We start from the raw sequence: 18,466 nt of genomic DNA, 5'->3' as shown, positions 1-18,466 counted from the left end.
GTGCTATCCCGCGCCTCGCCCCGGCGCGGCCCGGCGGCGACGTGCCGTTCGCCGCCCTGCTCGCGGTCGGCTGGATCTCCATCTGAACCCGCAGGAGGTACGTCATGCCCACCAACCACGGCGTGTACTCGGAGGTCGGCCGGCTCCGCAAGGTCCTGGTCTGCGCGCCCGGGCTCGCCCATCGGCGACTCACCCCGACCAACGCCGACGACCTGCTCTTCGACGACGTCATGTGGGTGGAGAACGCGCAGCGCGACCACGCCGACTTCGTCAACAAGCTGCGCGGCCGCGGCGTCGAGGTGGTCGAGCTGCACGAGCTGCTCGCCGAGACCATGGCGATCCCGCAGGCCCGGGCCTGGCTGCTGGACCGGAAGATCATCGCCAACGAGGTCGGCCTCGGCCTGCTCACCGACACCCGGGCGTTCCTGGACGAGCTCGCGCCCCGCGACCTGGCCGAGTTCCTGATCGGCGGCCTCGCCACCTCGGACCTGCCCGACGACTTCCGGTCCGGCTACGTCGCCCTGGCCCGGGAGACGACCGGTGTCCGCGAGTACCTGATGCCGCCGCTGCCGAACACCCTCTACACCCGGGACACCACCTGCTGGCTGTACGGCGGCGTCACCATGAACCCGCTGTACTGGCCGGCCCGGCACGACGAGACCCTGCTGATGAAGGCCGTCTACCAGTTCCACCCCGGCTTCGCCGGCGACACGGTCTGGTGGGGCGACCCGGAGCAGAACTGGGGCATGGCGACGTTCGAGGGCGGCGACGTCATGCCGGTCGGCAACGGCGTCGTGCTGGTCGGGATGAGCGAGCGCACCTCCCGGCAGGCCATCACCCAGGTCGCCGCGGCGCTGTTCGCGCGCGGCGCCGCCGAGAAGGTGGTGGTGGCCGGCATGCCCAAGCTGCGCGCCGCGATGCACCTCGACACCGTCTTCACGTTCGCCGACCGCGACATCGTCACCCTGTACCCGAACATCATGGACGGCGTGCACACGTTCTCCCTGCTGCCGAGCGACGCCGCACCCGGCGTCGAGGTCGTCGACGAGGGCGACCGCAGGTTCGTCGACGTGGTCGCCGAGTCCCTCGGCCTCAAGGAGCTGCGGGTCATCGAGACCGGCGGCGACGTGTACGCCTCGGAACGCCAGCAGTGGGACAGCGGCAACAACGCGGTCGCCGTCGAGCCCGGCGTGGTCTTCACATACGACCGCAACACCACGACCAACACGCTGCTGCGCCGCGCCGGCGTCGAGGTCATCACCATCGTCGGCGCCGAGCTCGGCCGCGGTCGCGGCGGCGGGCACTGCATGACCTGCCCGCTGATCCGCGACGCCGTGGACTTCTGACGGCCATGGCAGAGCGTGTAGCGCCGCCGGTCAGGCGACCGTCACTGGTCGATGCCATCGTCCCGCTGATCGCGCTGGCTGGGCTGATCGCGAGTTCCCTCGCCCTGTTCGGCCTGGACGCGCTGGACGGGCCCCTGCAGGTGGCGCTGGTGGTGTGCGCCGCGATCGCGGCGTTGATCGCGCTGAAGAACGGGCACACCTGGCAGGAGGTGCAGAGCGCCGGGCAGGAGGCGATCGGCTCGGTGACCAGCGCCATGTTCATCCTGCTCGCCGTCGGCGCGCTGATCGGCACCTGGAACCTGTCCGGCACCATCCCGACCCTCGTCTACTACGGGATCCAGGTGCTGTCGCCGTCGTGGTTCTACGCGGCCACGGCGATCATCTGCGGGATCGTCGCGCTGAGCATCGGCAGTTCCTGGACCACCGCGGCGACGATCGGCGTCGGCCTGGTCGGCATCGCCACCCTGCTCGACGTCTCGCCCGCGATCACGGCGGGTGCGGTGATCTCGGGGGCCTACCTCGGCGACAAGACCTCGCCGCTCTCGGAGACCACCATCCTGACCGCGCAGATGGTCGGGGTCGACCCGCGCGAACACATCAAACGCCAGGTGTGGACCTCCGTACCGGCGTTTCTGATCGCGCTGGCCGTCTTCCTCGTCGTGGGCCTGGTCAGGGCCTCGGACGTGCAGGACACCGTGGCGACGGCCACCGAGCTGGCCGACCTCGACCAGCTGTTCTGGATCAGCCCGGTGAACCTGCTGCCGTTGTTGCTGCTGATCGTGCTGTCGGTGCGCAAGGCGCCGGCGTCGCTGGCCCTGCTCGCCTCGGCGCTGTTCGCCGGCGTGCTCGCCGCCTTCACCCAGCCGCAGGCCGTCGCCGACTTCATCGCGGGGCAGGGCAACGTGGTGGTGGAGTCGATCAAGGCGACCTGGCAGGCGATGGCGACCGGGTTCCACGCCGAGACCGGCATCGCCGACGTCGACCGGCTCGTCTCGCGCGGCGGCATGGCGAGCATGCTGTTCACCCTGTGGCTGATCTTCGGAGCCGTGACGTTCGGCGTCCTACTGGAGAAGTTCGGGCTGATCGCGCGGCTCGTAGATCCGATGATCGCCTCCGCCAAGAGCACCGGGCGGCTGTTCGTCACCGTGTTCGCGTGCGCCTTCGGCCTGAACGTCGTCGCGGGCGACCAGTACATCGCCCTGATCCTGCCCGCCCGCGTCTTCAGGGTCGAGTTCGCGCGCCGCGGTCTCGCACCGACGAACCTGTCCCGGCTGACCGCCGACAGCGGCACGGTCACGTCCCCGCTGGTGCCGTGGAACTCGTGCGGGGCGTTCATGGGAGCAACCCTGGGCGTCTCCACCCTGCTCTACCTGCCGTACGCCATCTTCTGCTACGCCAGTCCCGCGCTGAGCGTGCTGTACGGCCTCACCGGTTTCAAGATCGAGAGGGTCGAGCCGGTCACGGTCGACCCGTCATCAGGACGGAGCGACTGACCATGACCGACACTGTTCCCGCGTCCGCTCACCCCCCGGTCGGCGACACGCCCGTCGGCAACTCGGTCACCGACCAGCCCGTCGTGACGCCGGCCAAGATGAGCCTGCCCACCCTCACCGCGATGGTGGTCGGCAGCATGGTCGGCGCCGGCGTGTTCTCGCTACCCGCACGCTTCGGTGTGGCCACCGGCATCCTCGGCTCGCTGATCGCCTGGGCGATCGCCGGAGCCGGGATGCTGATGCTCGCCTTCGTCTTCCAGAACCTCGCCATCCGCAAACCCGACCTGGACTCCGGGGTCTTCATCTACGCCAAGGCCGGCTTCGGTGACTACGCCGGCTTCAACTCGGCGATCGGCTTCTGGGCCAGCTCGATCGCCGGCAACGCCTTCTACTGGGTGTTCATCACCGCGACCCTCGGCGCGTTCTTCCCCGCCTTCGGTGACGGCGACACCGTCCTGGCGCTGGCGCTGTCCACCGTCGGTGTCTGGCTGTTCCACTTCGTCATCGCGCGCGGAGTCCGCGACGCGGCCGTCATCAACCGGATCGTGACCATCCTCAAGATCCTGCCGATCCTGGTCTTCATCGTCGTGCTGTTCCTGGCGTTCGACGCCGGTATCTTCGCCGACAACTGGATCGCAACCGGCTACGGCGACCTCGGCTCACTCAACGAGCAGGTCCGCAACACCATGATCATTACGACGTTCGTGTTCCTCGGCATCGAGGGTGCCAGCGTCTACTCCCGCTACGCCAAGCGGCGCGAAGACGTCGGCAAGGCGACCGTCCTGGGCTTTCTGACCGTACTGTCGATCTTCTCCCTGGTGACCCTGTCGAGCTACGCGGTGATGACTCAGCCGGAGATCGCCGGAACCCGCCAGCCCTCGATGATCGGCGTGTTCGAACACGTCGTCGGCGACTGGGGACGCTGGTTCATCAGCGCCGGCGTCATCATCTCCGTCCTCGGCGCCTACCTCGCCTGGACCCTGATGGCCGCCGAGGTGATGTACATCCCGGCCCGCAACGAGGACTTCCCCGCCTTCCTCGGCAAGGAGAACGACAAGGCGACCCCGATCACCGCGCTCGTCGTCACCTCCCTGGCCGTCCAGCTGCTCCTCGCCGTGACCCTCATCCTGACCGACGCGCTGAACTTCATGCTCGACCTGTGCACCAGCCTCGCGCTGATCCCCTATTTCCTCGCCGCCGCCTACGCACTGAAACTCGGCCTCACCGGCGAGTCCTACCAGGATGTGCCCGCCCGGACCCGGCGCAAAGAGACGATCTTCGCCGGGATCGCGACCGCCTACACGCTGTTCCTGTTCGAAGCCGCCGGCCTGGAATTCCTGCTGCTGTGCTCGGTGCTCCTCGCCCCCGCCACCCTGCTCTACGTCAAGGCACGCAGCGAGCGAGGCCGGCGACTGTTCACGCCCACCGAAGTCGCCCTCTGCATCCTGATCGTGGCCGCCGGAATCACCGGCGTCGTCGGCCTCTGGACCGGCTTCATCGCCGTCTGACCGAGGAGAGGTCAGTTCTGCCAGGCGGCCACCACATCGCCAGGACCCCAGACGGCGTCCACGGCGCCGGCGATGTTCGCGTAGGCGCGGGCGTCGCCACCGACCGCCTCGAGGACCCGCCGGGCGACGTCCGGGTTGGAGAACTCCGAGGCCGGCGACTGCTCCGGTACGGCGAACAGCGGCGACGCCGGTAGATGCAATCTACGTAGATTGCATCTACCTCAACCGGGCTTAGGGCCTGTCCTGCCGATCATGACGGCCTGCGCCGGGCCCAGCTTCCGCCTCGCGGCGCGGTCCGAACGGCCGAATACAACACCGGTATTCGACCGTCCGGCCCACTTGCGACGCGAAACCTGGACCTCGGCTCGGCGTCGCCATGATCGGCAGGACAGGCCCTAGGCCGGGGCGAAGGCGACGATCTTCTCCAGGAGGGCCTTGGTGAAGACGCGGCCGCCGCCGACGGCGACGTCGCCGACGCTGGGCCGGCCCCAGATCCGCACCCGGCTCAGCACGGCGCCGTTCGAGGCGCGCATCGACACCAGGTACGCCGGGCCGGCGTTGTGCCGGGTCGGGGACTGCTGGAAGTAGACGACGCCGGTGTCGACGGTGAGCGTCGTCCGTGGATGGATCCCGCTCCACCAGCGGCGGCGTCCCGTCAGGTCGTAGGCCGCGAGGCGCTGCCCCGCGGTCGCGAAGATCCCGTACCGGCTGGGGTAGGCGGCGGTGTACCCGGCGTCCTCGCCGGTCCAGGCCAGGCTGCCGTCCGCGACCCGGTAGGCCCGCAGCGAGCCGTCCGCGACGTAGACGTGGGTGCCGTCCACCGCGATGCCGCCGGCCTCGGCGGGCCGCGACCACAGCCGCTCGCCGGTGCCGGCGTCCAGGACCGTCAACGTGTCGGTCCGCACGGCCACGTGGCCGGCGGCGGCGAGGCTGAGGTATCCGCCGGGCAACCGGTACGACCATGCCGGGCGCCCGTCGTCGGCATGCCAGGCGAAGACGGTGTTGTGGTCGCACTCGACGTCGCACCCGGACTTGGACGCGGTGATCAGGTAGGGGCCCGCCCGCAGCGGCCGATGCGGGTACAGCTCGCCGGGCTGGTTCCGGCTCCACAGCACCCGGCCGTCCGGGTGGAAGGCCCACAGCCGAGTCTCCTCGCGGAAGGTGGTGACGAACAGCGAGCGCCCGTCCGCGACCGGCGGGTACCCGGCGATCGACTCGACCGCGCCGGTGGCGAACGGCAGGCGCCGCCCGGTGCCGGCGTCCCGGCGCACCACCCGGGTGAGCGACCGGAGCTTCTCGGGGTCGGCGACGCCCTCGACGTGATAGGTCGAGCCGGCCAGGTAGACCGGGGCGGTCTGAATGCCCGCCGCGGCGGGACCGGCGGTCCAGGCTATGCGCAGCCGGGCGGTGCCGGGCCCGGTGTCCGGTGCCGCCCCGGCGGGTGCGGCACCGGCGACGAGCGTCAGGCAGGCGGCGGCCGCTGCCGCGATCTTGTACATGGTCGTAGGATCGCCGCCCGGGAAGGAAAGGACCCGGGGGCGCGCGGGACGGTCACCCGGTGAGGTGCCGGTCGTTGACGAACCGGCCCGGCCGGTGGTCCACGAACGCGGGCGTGTCGCCCAGTCCGAGGGCGCGGGCGTCGGCCTGCAGGTGCCGGGCGGTGGCGGCGGCGCCCCAGCGGCCGGTGCGCGCGCGATGCTCGACGGCCCGGACGGCGGCGATGATCTCGCTCGGGGTGAAGGCGCAGTGGCCGCGGCGGTTCACGTAGGCCTGGCGCAGCAGGGCCCGGTCGCCGGCCGCGCGCACCTGGCGGGCGTACTGCTCCTCGAACTCGACGGGTGCGAGCTGGTCGTAGAGGGTGTGCATGGTCAGGTTCGGCACGTCGAGGTGGCCGCTGAGCGTCGAGCTGCGGGCCAGGGACCGGACCGCGGGCGCGTCGGCGCGGACGGCGGCGTGCCGGGTGAGGTCGGTGAGGTCGGCGCGCAGGTCCAGGCCCGCGGAGCGGTAGAGGGCGCGGACGGTGTCGCGGTGCGGCGAGCGGGCCAGCAGCGCCGCGTAGTCGACGCCGGCGTTCCAGGAGGCGTTGCCGCCGGCCGAGAGCTCGATGTAGTACCGCGCCGGCATGATGAACGGCAGCGTCGCGACGAGCCACTCGTACTGTGCGGTGGCGATGCCCTCGGCGTCGCGCGGCGCGGGCGGCTCGGCCTGGCCGGTGGACCAGGTGGGCATGTTCAGCAGCGCGGTGGCGAGCGCGACCCGGGCGCGCCCGGCGGCGCCGGCCCGGGCGGCGGTGGCGGTGGCGGACAGCTGGGCCGCCGCGGCGGCGCCCTCGGCGGGGCCGGCGTAGCCGACGAGCTTGACCGGCTCGGCGGGGCGCAGCAGCCGGTTGAGCGCGTACTCGCCGTCGAGCTGGTAGTTGTTCAGGTTGATGCCGCCGGCCATCAGGCCGCAGGTGGAGACGGCGCCGTCGAGCCGGTGCCCGGCGAGCTGGGCCTCCTGGCCGCTGACCAGGCCGCCCATCGAGGTGCCGAGGGCGAGGGTGAGGCGGGGCCGGCCGATGATCCCGGTGATCGCGGCGAGGCTCTCGAACTGGTCGCGGGCGGCGCTCTTCAGCGCCCAGAGGGAGCCGTTCGGGTCGTACGAGGAGCCGACCAGAGCGTAGCCGCGGTCCAGCATGGCCTGCCGGACCGCGGGGCTCGGCGCGTCGGCGGCGGTGAGCGGGCCGAAGCCGTGGCTGTACAGCACGAGGGTGCCGTTCCAGTCGGCGGGCACGTCGGCGATCCAGCTACCGCCGTCGCGCAGGACGCCGGAGTGCTGTGTCGCGGCCGTCGCGGCGCCGGGCGGCGCCCCCGCGAACAGGGTGGTGGCGAGCAGGAGGATGGCGGCGAGTCTTCGGATCACGGTTACCTCCGGGTCGGGACGAGACGGGGCCACGGCCACCGTTTCCGCACGGCCGGCACCAGGCCCTGCGGGAGGAAGAGCACGACCAGCACGAGCAGCACCGCGTACACGGCGTACGAGAGCACTCCGGGCGCGTAGCTCGGCATCCCGGGGCGGGTGCCGAAGTCGGTGAGGAACTGGACCAGGAGCGTGACGGCCGCCGCGCCGAACAGGCCGCCCCAGATGGTGCCGAGCCCGCCGACGACGGCCATCACGACGAACTGGACCGAGAGCAGGACCGGGAACGAGCCGGGCGCGAGGTAGCCGACGAAGTAGGCGTACACGCCGCCCGCCAGGCCGGCGAACGCGGCGGAGACCGCGAAGACCAGCAGCCGGTACCGGCCGACCGGCACCCCGCCGGCGGCGGCGGCGGTCTCGCTGGTGGCCAGGGCCCGCAGCCCCCGGCCGGTGCGCGAGGACATCAGGTTGTGCGCCACGACCATGGTGACGGCGACGCCGGCCCAGGTGAGGTACGCGTAGTCGATGTCCCGGTCGAGCTCGACGCCGGCGATCGAGAGGTGCGGGATGCCCTGCAGGCCGATGGCCCCGCCGGCCCAGGTCGCGTCGCTGAGCAGCGACAGCAGGATTAGCTGCAGGGCCAGGGTGGCGAAGGCGAGCTGGTGGCCGCGCAGCCGCAGGATCGGCACGCCGACGACCAGCGCCACCGCCGCCGCGACAGCCGGCGCGGCGAGCAGGCCGAGCAGCGTCGGCCCGCCGTGCACGCCGATCAGGCCCGCCGCGTACCCGCCGAGGGCGTAGAAGGAGGCCTGGCCCAGCGAGACCTGGCCGGCGTAGCCCATCAGCATCGACAGCCCGATGGTCACCATGGCGGAGAGGCCGAGCAGGACGTAGAGGGTCAGGTGGTCGTCGCGCAGCAGCAGCGGCAGCGCCAGCGTGGCGGCTGCGGTCAGCAGCGTGCCGGGCCGCGGTCTCGTCACGCCGGCTCCTCCTGGATCATCGGGCGGCGGGCGGCCTGCGCGATCAGCACGACGAGCATCAGGACCAGCGCCACCTCGCTCTGGTACGAGGTGCTCAGGTAGCCCGCCACCATCGCCTGCGCCACACCGAGCAGCAGGCCGCCGAGCAGCGTCGCGGCCGGCCGGGTGAGGTCGCCGAGGATGGCCGCCGCGAAGCCGCTGACCACCAGCACGACGTCGCCGTCGAACGTCACCTGCTGCACCGGGGTGACGAGCACGCCGGCCAGGCCGCCGAGCGCGCCGCCGATGACGAACGAGAGCAGGCCCATCCGCCGCACGTCGATGCCGACGATCCGGGCGGCGTACGGGTTCGCCGCCGCGGCGGTCAGCGCCTTGCCGAGGTCGGTGCGGGCGAACAGGAGCGCCATGGCGAGGAAGACCAGCGCCGAGGCGGCGATGATCAACAGATAGTGGCTCTGCACCCGGGCGCCGAGCACCGTGACCGACGCGGGCAGCCCGGGGAACGAGCGCGGCTGGTCGCCCCAGATGAGGATCTCCACCGCGTACGCGAACACCGCGGCACCGAGGGTGACGATGAGCGCCGACTGCGGGCTGGTGCCCGGCTTGCCGATCGCGGTCAGGCCGACCAGCAGCCCGACGAGCCCGGCCAGCGCGACGGCGAGCGCCTCGGCCAGGCCGTGCGGCACCCCGGAGCCCAGCAGCGACGAGACCGTCATCGCCGCGATGACCGCGAACGCGCCCTGCGCGAAGTTGACCACCCGGGTGACCCGGTAGATGACCACGAGGCCGCTGCCGATCAGCGCGAACGCGCACCCCACGCCGAGACCGGTGATCAGGTACTGGAGGAACTCGCTCATGCCGCGCCGCCCAGATAGGCGGCGACCACCGCTGGGCTGGACGCGAGCTCCGCGGCGGTGCCGTGCGCGACCAGCCGGCCGGCCTCCAGCACGTACGCCCGCGAGCACAGCTCGAGCGCCAGCCGCGCGTTCTGTTCGATCAGCAGCACCGCCAGCCCCTCCTCGGCGTTGAGCGCACGCAGGTGCGTCGCGAGGCCGGCGACGACCAGGGGCGCGAGCCCGAGCGACATCTCGTCGATGACCAGCACCCGCGGGCGGCCCATCAGGGCCCGGCCCAGCGCCACCATCTGCTGCTGGCCGCCGGAGAGCAGGCCCGCGCGGCGGCGCCGGACGGGCGCCAGCTCGGGCAGGATCGCGTAGATCCGGTCGGTGCTCCGGTCGCGGTCGCGCCAGGCGCCCAGCCGCAGGTTGTCGTCGACGGTCAGGCTGCCGAACATCTGCCGGCCCTCCGGCACGTGCGCCAGCCGCCCGGTGACGGTGACCCGCCCGGACGCCGGCGACAGGATGCCGGAGAGCGTGTTGACCAGGGTGGACTTCCCGGCGCCGTTCGGCCCGATGAGCGCGACCAGCTCGCCGGCCCGCACGTCGAGGCTGACCGCGTCCAGGGCGACCGCCGCGCCGTACCGCACAGTCAGCTCCTCGACCTCGATCACCGGGTCGCTCATGCTGTGCCACCGCCGAGGTAGGCGTCGATGACCCGCTGGTCGGCGCGGATCGCCCGGGGCACGTCCTGCGCGATGACCCGGCCCAGGTCCAGGACCGTGATGCGGTCGGCGAGGCGGGTGACGAACGCGACGTCGTGCTCGACGAGCATCATGGTCAGCCCGCCGGCCCGAAGCTCCGCGATCAGCTGGGCGAGCGCGGTCCGCTCGGCGGCGCGCAGCCCGGACGCGGGCTCGTCGAGCAGCAGCAGCCGCGGCTGCCCGCAGAGCGCCCGGGCGAGCTGGAGCGCCCGCTGCTGGCCGAGCGGCAGGGCCTCGGCCGGCCGCCCGGCCCAGTCGGCGAGGCCGACCCGGTCCAGCGCCTCGCGGGCCCAGTCCCGGATCCTGCGCTCGTCGCGGTGGTGCCGGGGCAGGCGCAGGACCGCGCTGAGCGCGCCGGCCCGGGTCGCGGCGTGCGCGCCGACCATGACGTTCTCCAGCGCGGTCATGCCGTGGAACAGCCGCGCGCCCTGGAACACCATCGCGATCCCGGACCGGGCCCGGCGGTGCGGCGCGGCGCGGTCGATCCGGGCGCCGTCGTACGCGATGGTGCCGGAACCGGCCCGCAGATGCCCGCCGATCACGTTGAACAAGGTGGACTTGCCGGCGCCGTTGGGGCCGATGACGCCGTGCGTCTCGCCCCGCGTGACGTCGACGTCGACGTCGCGCAGGGCGTACACGCCGCCGAACCTGCGGGAGACGCCCGCGACGCTCAGCAGTACGGGCTCCGGGGTCGTCATCCGTTGGCGAGGCCGGCGAGCTGGGCGGTGGCCCAGTCGGTCGCCGTGAAGGCGCCGCCCTTGACCACGTTGATCGAGATGTACTTCGACGACAGTCCGGAGTGGTCGGTGTCGCTGTACCGGTACGTGCCGTTCGGGGTCAGCAGGGTGAGTCCGGCCAGCGATTTCTGGATCTTCTCCGGATCCGTGGAGTCCGCGTTCTGGATCGCGGCGGCCAGCAGCTTCGTGCCGGAGTACCCGTCCGCCGCGAACTGTGGCGGCGCGTAGCCGTGCTTGGCGGTGAACGGAACGGTCAGGTCGTTGACGGCCTGCTTCTGCGGTCCGTCGGGCAGGGCGTCGCCGACGACCGCCAGGGAGCTGGCGACGAAGATGCCCTCGGCCGCCGGCCCGGTCGGCTTGAGCCACAGGGTGCTGGCCTGCGCGCCGGTGAACATCAGGGGAATGTCGAGGCCGGCGCTCGCGTACTGCTTCGCGAAGGCCACCGACGGCGCGCCGGTGGCCCACACCACCAGCGCCTGCGCGCCGGAGGAGCGGACGTGGTTGAGCACCGCGCTGAACTCGGTCGTCGTCGTCTGGAACTGCTCGGTGGCGACCAGCGTGATGCCGTACTGCGCCGCCTTGGCCTGGGTGCCGGCGAAGCCCGCCATCGCGTACGAGCTCTTGGTGTCGTAGGCGATCGCGACCTTGGTGTACTTCTGCGCCTGGTAGTACTGCAGGATCCGGTCGGCGTAGGTGCCGGAGGTCGCGGGGACCACGAACACGTACGGGTGCACGGGGTTGACCTGCTCGTCCGCCGGGGTCAGCGATACGTAGGGCACCTTCTCGCGATCGACCTGCGGGATGGTCGCCAGCGCCGAGTTGGAGAACGGCGAACCCAGCACACCCACCACGCCGTCGTCGGTGAGCTGGTTGAACGCGAGCACCGACTGGTCCGGCGCGCTCTTGTCGTCCCGCACGCTCAGCTCGACCGGGCGTCCGAGCAGGCCGCCGCTGTCGTTGATCTGCTGGACCGCCAGCTCGACGGCCTTGCGGTCCTCGCTGCCCAGCGGCGCGTAGTTCCCGGTGAGCGAGGTGATCAGGCCGACCTTGACCGGGCCGCTGTCGCCGCCGCCCGAGGAGTTGCCGCCGCATCCGGCGGCGGCCAGCGCCGCCACCAGGCCTATGAGGACAAGGGTTGGACGTCGCACGAGTACCTCCAGGAGAGGGCTGCGCATTGACGAAGATTGGGCCCAAGTTAGGCTTATTCTGAACGGCAGTCAAGAAAATGCCCATCATCGCGTACGGCGGAAAGGTGCGAATTGAGCAGTCAGGAGGCGCTGCGCCCGCAGGCGCTGGTGCTCACCCTGTTCGGGGAGTACGTCCTCGGCCGTTCCGTGTGCGTCTACTCGGGCAGCCTCGTCGACGCCGCGGCGCGCGTCGACGTCGCCGAGCACGCGGCCCGGTCGACGCTGACCCGGATGGTCAACCGTGGACTGCTGCGCCGCCGGCGCAGCGGCCGGCGGATGTACTTCGGCCTCACCGAGCGCTCCGAGCGGATCCTGCTGGACGGCCGGCACCGCGCCCTGGAGACCGGCGCGGTCAACCACGACTGGGACGGCACCTGGACCCTGCTGGCCTTCTCGCTGCCGGACGCCTGGCAGCGCCAGCGGCGTGACCTGCGGTCGCAGCTGGTGTGGGCGGGGTTCGGGCCGCTGCAGGGCGGGCTGTGGATCGCGCCCGGCGGGCCGGACGTCGCCCCGATCGTCGCCGGGCTGGGCCTCGACGCGCACGTCCGGGTCTTCCGGGCGCACGCCGACCAGCTCACCGACGTCGCGCAGCTCATCCGCGACGCCTATGACGTCGACGGCATGGCGCGGCAGTACGAGGACTTCCTCGCCCGCTGGGAGCGCCGCGGACCGTCGCCGGACCCGTTCGCGGCCAAGCTGCGCCTGGTCGCCGACTGGCTGCAGCTGGTCCGGCGCGACCCGCACCTGCCGTTCCAGCACCTGCCCGAGGACTGGCCGGCGCTGCACGCGCAGAAGGTCTTCACCCACCTCGACGACGCGCTGCGCCCGCCCGCCACGCGGATCGCGGATCAGGTGCTGGACATGATCACCGACGACCGCGCCTAGGCGGTCCGCATCATCGAGTTGAGGAAGAACGGGTCGGTCCAGGCGGGGGAGGCCTGGCGGTAGCGCGCGGCGCGGTCCTCGTCGCCGCGGACGCCGATGAGGAAGGCGATGACGGCGTCGAGGTGGCGCCCGTCGGGGCAGATCGAGCTCGTCGTGGTTCCGGTGCCGAGCCGGCGCGCGATGATGACGTCCCGCAGCACGTCGTGGCTCGCCTCGCCCTTGACGATCCGCGCCATCGCGCGCAGGTACGCGGCGTCCGTGTCCTCGGCCAGCCCGCCGGTCAGGTCGAGCGCGGTGGTGGGTGCCCCGATGACGATCAGGTGGGTGATCGCCTCGATCAGCCCGCGGCGGACGTAGTCCTCGGCGGGGTACGGGTCGGCGGGGTCGTCGACGGCGCCACGGAGCTCCTCGACGGCGCCGAGGATCCGCTGTTCGTCCGCGTGGTCGAGGCGCTCCATCAGGGCGAAGTACCGTGCCCGGGCGGATCCGCCGGTGCGGGCCAGCTCCCTGCCGATCAGCTCCGCGTTCCGCCGCGCCTTCGTGGCGCGCGTCGCCGCGCCGAGGCTGTAGCCGTCGTGCATGACGGTGAGTCCGAGCTTGCCGATCCTGGCCCGGCCCGAGGCCACGGCCGGGTACTCGTGGACGACGCCGCGGAAGGAGGTCTCGCGCGAGTCGAGCACGATCCGGGTGACGCCGTAGAAGATCTCGCCGGTGCTGGACTCCTGGATCTGGGGTGCCAGCGCGTCGTATCCGCCGGCCTCGCGGACGCGGTGCACCTCCGCGGCCAGGCGCCGCGACTCCGGCGGCTCCAGCCATTCGTCGGCGTCGAGGAAGACGACGGTCCGGTTGGCGCCGGCGGCGAGCGCCTCGTTGCGGGCGTCGGCGAACGAGTCGCGCCAGGTCGACCGGACGATGCGCAGCCGGTCGGTGGCGAGCTCGGCGGCCGTCGCCACGGTCCGGTCGGTCGAGCCCGTGTCGAGCAGGACGACGTCGTCGACGTCGGAAGCCAGCAGGCTGGACAGGCAGCGGCCGATGCAGCGTTCCTCGTCGCGCGCGATGACCGCGGCGGTGATTCCCTCCACTGTGTATCCCCACTCTCGGCGAGCGTGCGGGTTGCCGGAGTGACCCGGCAACCCGCGCGTCATGCGATGTCAGCCGGTCAGGCGCACTTGGTCTGCTCGAACTGGCCGAAGGCGCACGGCGCCTTGACGGTCACCCAGAACACGTAGCAGTAGTGCGGGTACGGGCTGCTGGAGTAGGTCCGGCGCTGGTAGTCGTAGAAGTAGTCGTGGCGGCCGGCGCCGACCCGGCAGGAGTAGAACTGGTCCTCCGCCCGGGCGTCGGGCTGGCCGCAGGTGCCGGCGTACGCCGGGTTCATCCCCGTGACCAGCGAGGCGCCGACGAGGGCGGTGGTGGCCACGGCCGTGGTGACCAGGGCCGTGAGCGCTCGCCGCGCCGGACCGCGCCGAGGTGCGGGAGCCTCGATCTCGTTCAGGACGTCGGCGAGAATCTCGTCTCGTATGTCCACGTTGATTGCCTCCATGATGGTTCGTTACGGGCCGGCTGGAAGCTAGCAATCAGCCCGTACATTGCGCGCATATTCACCGCACAGCCTGCCAGCCGCCGATCAGGGACTGGCGGAACTCGGCCGCCTGCTCCGGCGTCAGCTTGGAGATCATGCGGTCCTCCAGCTCGCGTACGGGCGCGGCGAACGAGGCGAGCAGCCGCTGCCCCTCGGCGGTGAGGTGGATCCGCAGCTCGCGGCGGTTGGCGGCGTCGCGCTCGCGGGAGATGAGCCCGCGGTTCTCCAGCGCGCGCACCATGTCGGCGATGGACTGCGCGGTGACGAACGAGTCGCGGGCCAGCTGGGCCGCGGACAGGCCGTCGTGGCGCTCCAGCACGGTGAGGGCCGTGTATTGCAGCGCGGTGATGCCGGCGCCGCGTACGAGCTCGTCGAGGCGGGCCCGGACCGCCAGCTCCAGCTGCTTGACGAGGTACAGCAGGGACGGGCCGGATCGCATGGCGCAAGGCTAGCCGATTGACAGGAATCCTGTTCATCGCAACACTCGACATCGCCGGGCGCCGATTCCGTGAGAGGTTGATGGGCATGGATCTGAGCGGCAAAGTCGCCGTAGTCACGGGCGCGGGCCGGGGACTCGGCCTGGGCTATGCGAGGGCGCTCGCCGGGAGCGGCGCCGCCGTGGTGGTGAACGACGTGGATCGGGCGGCGGTCGCCGCGGCGGTCGAGGAGATCACCGGGGCCGGGGGAGCCGCCGTCGGGGTGACCGCCTCGGTGTCCGACACGGACAGCGCCGAGCGGCTGGTCGCCGCCGCCGTGGAGAGCTACGGCCGCCTCGACGTGCTGATCACCAACGCCGGCATCCTGCGCGACCGGGTCCTCTGGAAGATGACCGACGAGGACTTCGACGCGGTCGTCCAGGTGCACCTCCGGGGCACGTTCACCTGTGCCCGCGCCGCCGCGATCCGGATGCGCGAGCAGGGCGACGGCGGCCGGATCATCCTGATCTCCTCGCCCGCCGGGCAGCGCGGCAACTTCGGGCAGACCAACTACGCCGCCGCCAAGGCCGGCATCGCCGCGATGGCCCGCACCTGGGCGCTCGAGCTGGCGCGCAGCCGGATCACCGTGAACGCGGTGGTGCCCGTCGCGGCCACCGAGATGACCCGGACCATCCCGGCGTTCGCCGGCGTGATCGAGGAGGCGGAGCGCACCGGCGCGGCGTTCCCCGCCTGGCTGCGCCGCGACGAGGGCCTCGGCACCGTCGACGACGTCACCGGCCTGATCGTCTTCCTCGCCTCGGACGCGTCGAAGGACGTCACCGGCCAGGCGATCGGCGTCGGCGGCGACCGGCTCGCGCTCTGGGCGCACCCCCGGGAGAAGGCCGTCGCCTTCGCCGACGGCGGGTGGAGCGCCGCGGCGATCGCCGCCGGCTGGGATGCCGGCGTGGGCTCCGAGCCCGAGACGTACGGAATCCCGGCGCCGCAGGCCCGGTCATGAACCTCGACCGGCTCGCCGCGATCGACGTGCACACCCACGCCGAGGTCGGCAGGGACGGGCGGGGATCGCTGAGCCCCGCGCTGCTCGGCGCGTCGGCCGGCTACTTCAAGGCGCACAACCGGCAGCCGACCATCGACGAGACGGCCGCCTACTACGCCGAGCGCGCGATGGCCGCGGTGGTCTTCACCGTCGACGCCGAGCACGCCACCGGCCACCCGCGGATCGCCAACGAGGAGATCGCCGAGGGCTGCGCGGCGCACCCGGACACGCTGATCCCGTTCGCCAGCATCGACCCGCACAAGGGCCGCGCCGGCGTCCGCGAGGCCCGCCGCCTGGTCGAGCTGTACGGCGTGCGCGGGTTCAAGTTCCACCCCAGCCTCCAGGGCTTCGCCCCGGACGACCGGCTCGCCTACCCGCTCTACGAGGCGATCGAGGAGCTCGGCGCGGTCGCGCTCTTCCACACCGGACAGACCGGGATCGGCGCCGGCGTGCGCGGGGGCGGCGGGATCCGCCTGAGGTACTCGAACCCGATGCTCGTCGACGACGTCGCGGTGGACTTCCCCGACCTGCGGATCATCCTGGCCCACCCGTCGTTCCCGTGGCAGGACGAGGCCCTCGCGGTCGCCACGCACAAGCAGCACGTGCACATCGACCTCTCCGGCTGGTCGCCCAAGTACTTCCCGCCCCAGCTGGTCCGGTACGCGAACAGCCTGCTGCAGGACAAGGTGCTGTTCGGCTCCGACTACCCGCTCATCACGCCCGACCGCTGGCTGGCCGACTTCGCGGCGCTCGACATCAAGCCCGCGGTCCGCCCCAAGATTCTCAAGGCCAACGCCGCACGGCTGCTCGGCCTGTCTGCAAAGGAGAACGCGGAATGACCACCACCGTGAAGGGGCTCGACGGTCTCAAGGGCCTGGTCGGCCAGGACCTCGGCCACAGCGAATGGCTGGAGATCACCCAGGACCGGGTGCGGACGTTCGCGGACGCCACCGGCGACCACCAGTGGATCCACGTGGACGTCGAGCGCGCCAAGGCCGGGCCGTTCGGGGCCCCGATCGCGCACGGTTACCTCACCCTCTCCCTGGTCATCCCGCTCTTCGGCGCGCTGCTCACGGTCGAGGACGTCAAGATGGGCGTCAACTACGGGCTGGAGAAGGTCCGCTTTCCCAGCCCCGTCAAGGTCGGCTCCAAGATCCGCTTGAGCGCGACGGTGGTCAGCGTCGAGGAGGTGGGCCGCAACTGCGTGCAGAGCACCTTCGACTTCACCGTGGAGATCGACGGGCTCGACAAGCCCGCATGCGTCGCCCGGCCCATCTACCGGCACTACGCCTGAGGCCATGCTCGGCTCGTGGCCGGCGCGCCGGGCGGCGATGTCGCCCCGGCGCACCGCGTTGATCTTCGAGGACCGGCGGACCACGTACGCCGAACTGCACGCGCGCACCGCCCGGCTCGCCGGCGCCCTGCGCGGCGCCGGCGTGCGCCGCGGCGACCGGGTCGCCTACCTCGGCCCCAACCACCCGGCGTTCGTCGAGACCATGTTCGCCGCGTACGCCCTCGGCGCCGTCTTCGTGCCGCTGAACTACCGGCTCACCGCACCGGAGCTCGACCACCAGCTGCGGCACAGCGGCACGACGGCGCTGATCGTCGCGCCGGGCATGCCGCCGGTATCGGTCGGCACGACGGTGCACCTGACCGCGTACGAGGAATTCCTCTCCTCCGGCGGCCCGGTGCTCGCCGCGGAGCCGGCGGGCATTGACGAGGTGGCCTGCATCCTCTACACGTCGGGCACCACCGGTACGCCCAAGGGCGCGACGCTCACCCACGCCAACATCGTCTGGAACTGCTACAACCTGCTGGTCGGCGTCGACGTGATCAGCGACGACGTCGCCCTGATCAGCGCGCCGCTGTTCCACGTCGCCGCGCTCAACCAGTGCCTGCTGCCGGCCCTGCTCAAGGGCGGCACCTCGGTGATCATGCCGAGCTGGGACCCGGACGACTGCCTCGACCTGATCGGCCGGCACGGGGTGACCTGGATGTTCGGCGTGTCCACCATGTTCGCGCGCCTCACCGGCTCGCCGCGCTGGGACACCGCCGACCTGTCGTCGGTGCGGGTCCTGCTCACCGGCGGCGCGCCCGTGCCGGAGGCGCTGATCCGCCGCTACCAGGAGCGGGGACTGGCGTTCTGCCAGGGCTACGGGATGACCGAGACCGCGCCCGGCGCGACGTTCCTGGAGGCCCGGGAGAGCCGCGAGCACCTCGGCTCGGCCGGACCGCCGGTCTTCTTCGCCGACGTGCGCTGCGTCCGGCCGGACCTGACGGACACCGAACCCGGCGAGCCGGGCGAGGTGCTGGTCCGCGGCCCGAACGTCACCCCGGGCTACTGGAACGACCCGGCGGCCACCGCGGCGGCTTTCGTGGACGGTGACTGGTTCCGCTCCGGCGACGTGGCGACCGTCGACGCCGACGGGCACTTCCGCATCGTGGACCGGACCAAGGACATGTACATCTCCGGCGGGGAGAACGTCTACCCGGCCGAGGTCGAGGCGGCGATCTTCGAGCACCCGGCGGTCGCCGAGGCCGCCGTGGTCGGCGTGCCGGACGAGCGGTGGGGCGAGGTCGGCCGCGCGTTCGTGGTCCCGGCGCCCGGCCGGCACCTCACACCGGGTGAGGTGCCGGCCTTCCTCAGGAGCCGGCTCGCCGGCTACAAGATCCCGGCGTACGTGGACGTCGTGGACGACCTGCCGCGTACCGGATCGAACAAGGTCCGCAAGGGCGACCTGCGCGCGTTGCCGCTGCCCAAGCGGAACTGAGGGTGG

Annotated in this window: 19 protein-coding genes; 8 read left to right on the top strand and 11 right to left on the bottom strand. The window is 72.0% G+C overall.

All coding sequences use genetic code 11. The annotated features are described in order from the left end of the window. Positions 1-104 precede the first annotated feature (104 nt). The 3 genes from ACIBSW_RS10625 to ACIBSW_RS10615 are packed head-to-tail and all read left to right on the top strand — an operon-like array spanning position 105 to position 4,347. The gene (locus tag ACIBSW_RS10625) at positions 105-1,346 is read left to right on the top strand and encodes an arginine deiminase (protein WP_354728647.1); all 1,242 of its coding nucleotides are present in this window, start codon (positions 105-107) and stop codon (positions 1,344-1,346) included. Positions 1,347-1,351: 5 nt separating this feature from the next. Next, a complete protein-coding gene (gene nhaC / locus ACIBSW_RS10620) occupies positions 1,352-2,839 on the top strand; it encodes a Na+/H+ antiporter NhaC (protein WP_354728645.1) in 1,488 nt (495 codons plus the stop codon). A 2-nt stretch (positions 2,840-2,841) separates the two neighbouring features. Next, complete coding sequence (locus ACIBSW_RS10615) at positions 2,842-4,347, top strand: basic amino acid/polyamine antiporter (RefSeq protein WP_354728643.1); 1,506 nt, start codon at positions 2,842-2,844, stop codon at positions 4,345-4,347. Between the two features lie 11 nt (positions 4,348-4,358). Here the strand turns inward: ACIBSW_RS10615 and ACIBSW_RS10610 are convergent, their stop codons facing one another. The 8 genes from ACIBSW_RS10610 to ACIBSW_RS10575 form a co-directional block, all read right to left on the bottom strand. Next, positions 4,359-4,547 (bottom strand): hypothetical protein, encoded by a 189-nt coding sequence (locus tag ACIBSW_RS10610; protein ID WP_354728641.1) that lies wholly within the window; start codon positions 4,545-4,547, stop codon positions 4,359-4,361. A 195-nt stretch (positions 4,548-4,742) separates the two neighbouring features. Next, complete coding sequence (locus tag ACIBSW_RS10605; protein ID WP_404799296.1) at positions 4,743-5,846, bottom strand: PQQ-binding-like beta-propeller repeat protein; 1,104 nt, start codon at positions 5,844-5,846, stop codon at positions 4,743-4,745. Positions 5,847-5,898: 52 nt separating this feature from the next. Next, positions 5,899-7,248, bottom strand: a complete 1,350-nt coding sequence (locus ACIBSW_RS10600) for a hypothetical protein (RefSeq protein ID WP_354729967.1) — start codon at positions 7,246-7,248, stop codon at positions 5,899-5,901. Between the two features lie 2 nt (positions 7,249-7,250). Further along, the gene (locus tag ACIBSW_RS10595; RefSeq protein WP_354729965.1) at positions 7,251-8,225 is read right to left on the bottom strand and encodes a branched-chain amino acid ABC transporter permease; all 975 of its coding nucleotides are present in this window, start codon (positions 8,223-8,225) and stop codon (positions 7,251-7,253) included. Continuing rightward, the gene (locus tag ACIBSW_RS10590; protein WP_354729963.1) at positions 8,222-9,082 is read right to left on the bottom strand and encodes a branched-chain amino acid ABC transporter permease; all 861 of its coding nucleotides are present in this window, start codon (positions 9,080-9,082) and stop codon (positions 8,222-8,224) included. Before ACIBSW_RS10590 ends, ACIBSW_RS10595 begins: the two co-directional genes overlap by 4 nt. Next, a complete protein-coding gene (locus ACIBSW_RS10585; RefSeq protein ID WP_354729961.1) occupies positions 9,079-9,747 on the bottom strand; it encodes an ABC transporter ATP-binding protein in 669 nt (222 codons plus the stop codon). The genes ACIBSW_RS10590 and ACIBSW_RS10585 overlap by 4 nt, the downstream gene beginning before the upstream one ends. Further along, positions 9,744-10,523, bottom strand: coding sequence for an ABC transporter ATP-binding protein (locus ACIBSW_RS10580; RefSeq protein WP_354729959.1), 780 nt, complete (start codon positions 10,521-10,523; stop codon positions 9,744-9,746). The genes ACIBSW_RS10585 and ACIBSW_RS10580 overlap by 4 nt, the downstream gene beginning before the upstream one ends. Further along, on the bottom strand, positions 10,520-11,710 hold the full coding sequence (locus ACIBSW_RS10575; protein WP_354729957.1) for an ABC transporter substrate-binding protein: 1,191 nt from the start codon (positions 11,708-11,710) through the stop codon (positions 10,520-10,522). The genes ACIBSW_RS10580 and ACIBSW_RS10575 overlap by 4 nt, the downstream gene beginning before the upstream one ends. Positions 11,711-11,821: 111 nt before the next feature. Between ACIBSW_RS10575 and ACIBSW_RS10570 the strand changes: the two genes are divergently transcribed. Then, a complete protein-coding gene (locus ACIBSW_RS10570) occupies positions 11,822-12,634 on the top strand; it encodes a PaaX family transcriptional regulator C-terminal domain-containing protein (protein ID WP_354729955.1) in 813 nt (270 codons plus the stop codon). On the opposite strand, the gene ACIBSW_RS10565 is transcribed toward ACIBSW_RS10570, so the two are convergent. The 3 genes from ACIBSW_RS10565 to ACIBSW_RS10555 form a co-directional block, all read right to left on the bottom strand. Next, entirely contained in the window at positions 12,631-13,716 is a 1,086-nt protein-coding gene (locus ACIBSW_RS10565) for a glycosyltransferase (RefSeq protein WP_354729953.1), read from the bottom strand. The genes ACIBSW_RS10570 and ACIBSW_RS10565 overlap by 4 nt on opposite strands. 77 nt (positions 13,717-13,793) lie before the next feature. Further along, the gene (locus ACIBSW_RS10560; protein WP_354729951.1) at positions 13,794-14,177 is read right to left on the bottom strand and encodes a hypothetical protein; all 384 of its coding nucleotides are present in this window, start codon (positions 14,175-14,177) and stop codon (positions 13,794-13,796) included. Positions 14,178-14,235: 58 nt separating this feature from the next. Further along, positions 14,236-14,655 (bottom strand): MarR family transcriptional regulator, encoded by a 420-nt coding sequence (locus ACIBSW_RS10555; RefSeq protein WP_354729949.1) that lies wholly within the window; start codon positions 14,653-14,655, stop codon positions 14,236-14,238. A gap of 86 nt (positions 14,656-14,741) precedes the next feature. Between ACIBSW_RS10555 and ACIBSW_RS10550 the strand changes: the two genes are divergently transcribed. The 4 genes from ACIBSW_RS10550 to ACIBSW_RS10535 are packed head-to-tail and all read left to right on the top strand — an operon-like array spanning position 14,742 to position 18,460. After that, entirely contained in the window at positions 14,742-15,650 is a 909-nt protein-coding gene (locus ACIBSW_RS10550; protein ID WP_354729947.1) for an SDR family NAD(P)-dependent oxidoreductase, read from the top strand. Then, complete coding sequence (locus ACIBSW_RS10545) at positions 15,647-16,528, top strand: amidohydrolase family protein (RefSeq protein ID WP_354729945.1); 882 nt, start codon at positions 15,647-15,649, stop codon at positions 16,526-16,528. Before ACIBSW_RS10550 ends, ACIBSW_RS10545 begins: the two co-directional genes overlap by 4 nt. Then, the gene (locus ACIBSW_RS10540) at positions 16,525-16,983 is read left to right on the top strand and encodes a MaoC family dehydratase (protein WP_354729943.1); all 459 of its coding nucleotides are present in this window, start codon (positions 16,525-16,527) and stop codon (positions 16,981-16,983) included. Before ACIBSW_RS10545 ends, ACIBSW_RS10540 begins: the two co-directional genes overlap by 4 nt. A 4-nt stretch (positions 16,984-16,987) precedes the next feature. Then, complete coding sequence (locus tag ACIBSW_RS10535; protein WP_404799295.1) at positions 16,988-18,460, top strand: long-chain fatty acid--CoA ligase; 1,473 nt, start codon at positions 16,988-16,990, stop codon at positions 18,458-18,460. The last annotated feature ends 6 nt before the right edge of the window (positions 18,461-18,466 follow it).

Origin of the sequence: Actinoplanes sp. NPDC049668 (assembly GCF_044465445.1) — a bacterium.
Lineage (GTDB): Bacteria > Actinomycetota > Actinomycetes > Mycobacteriales > Micromonosporaceae > Actinoplanes.
Note: the sequence above shows the minus strand (reverse complement) of the source record. Positions and strands in the feature narration are given on the sequence as shown.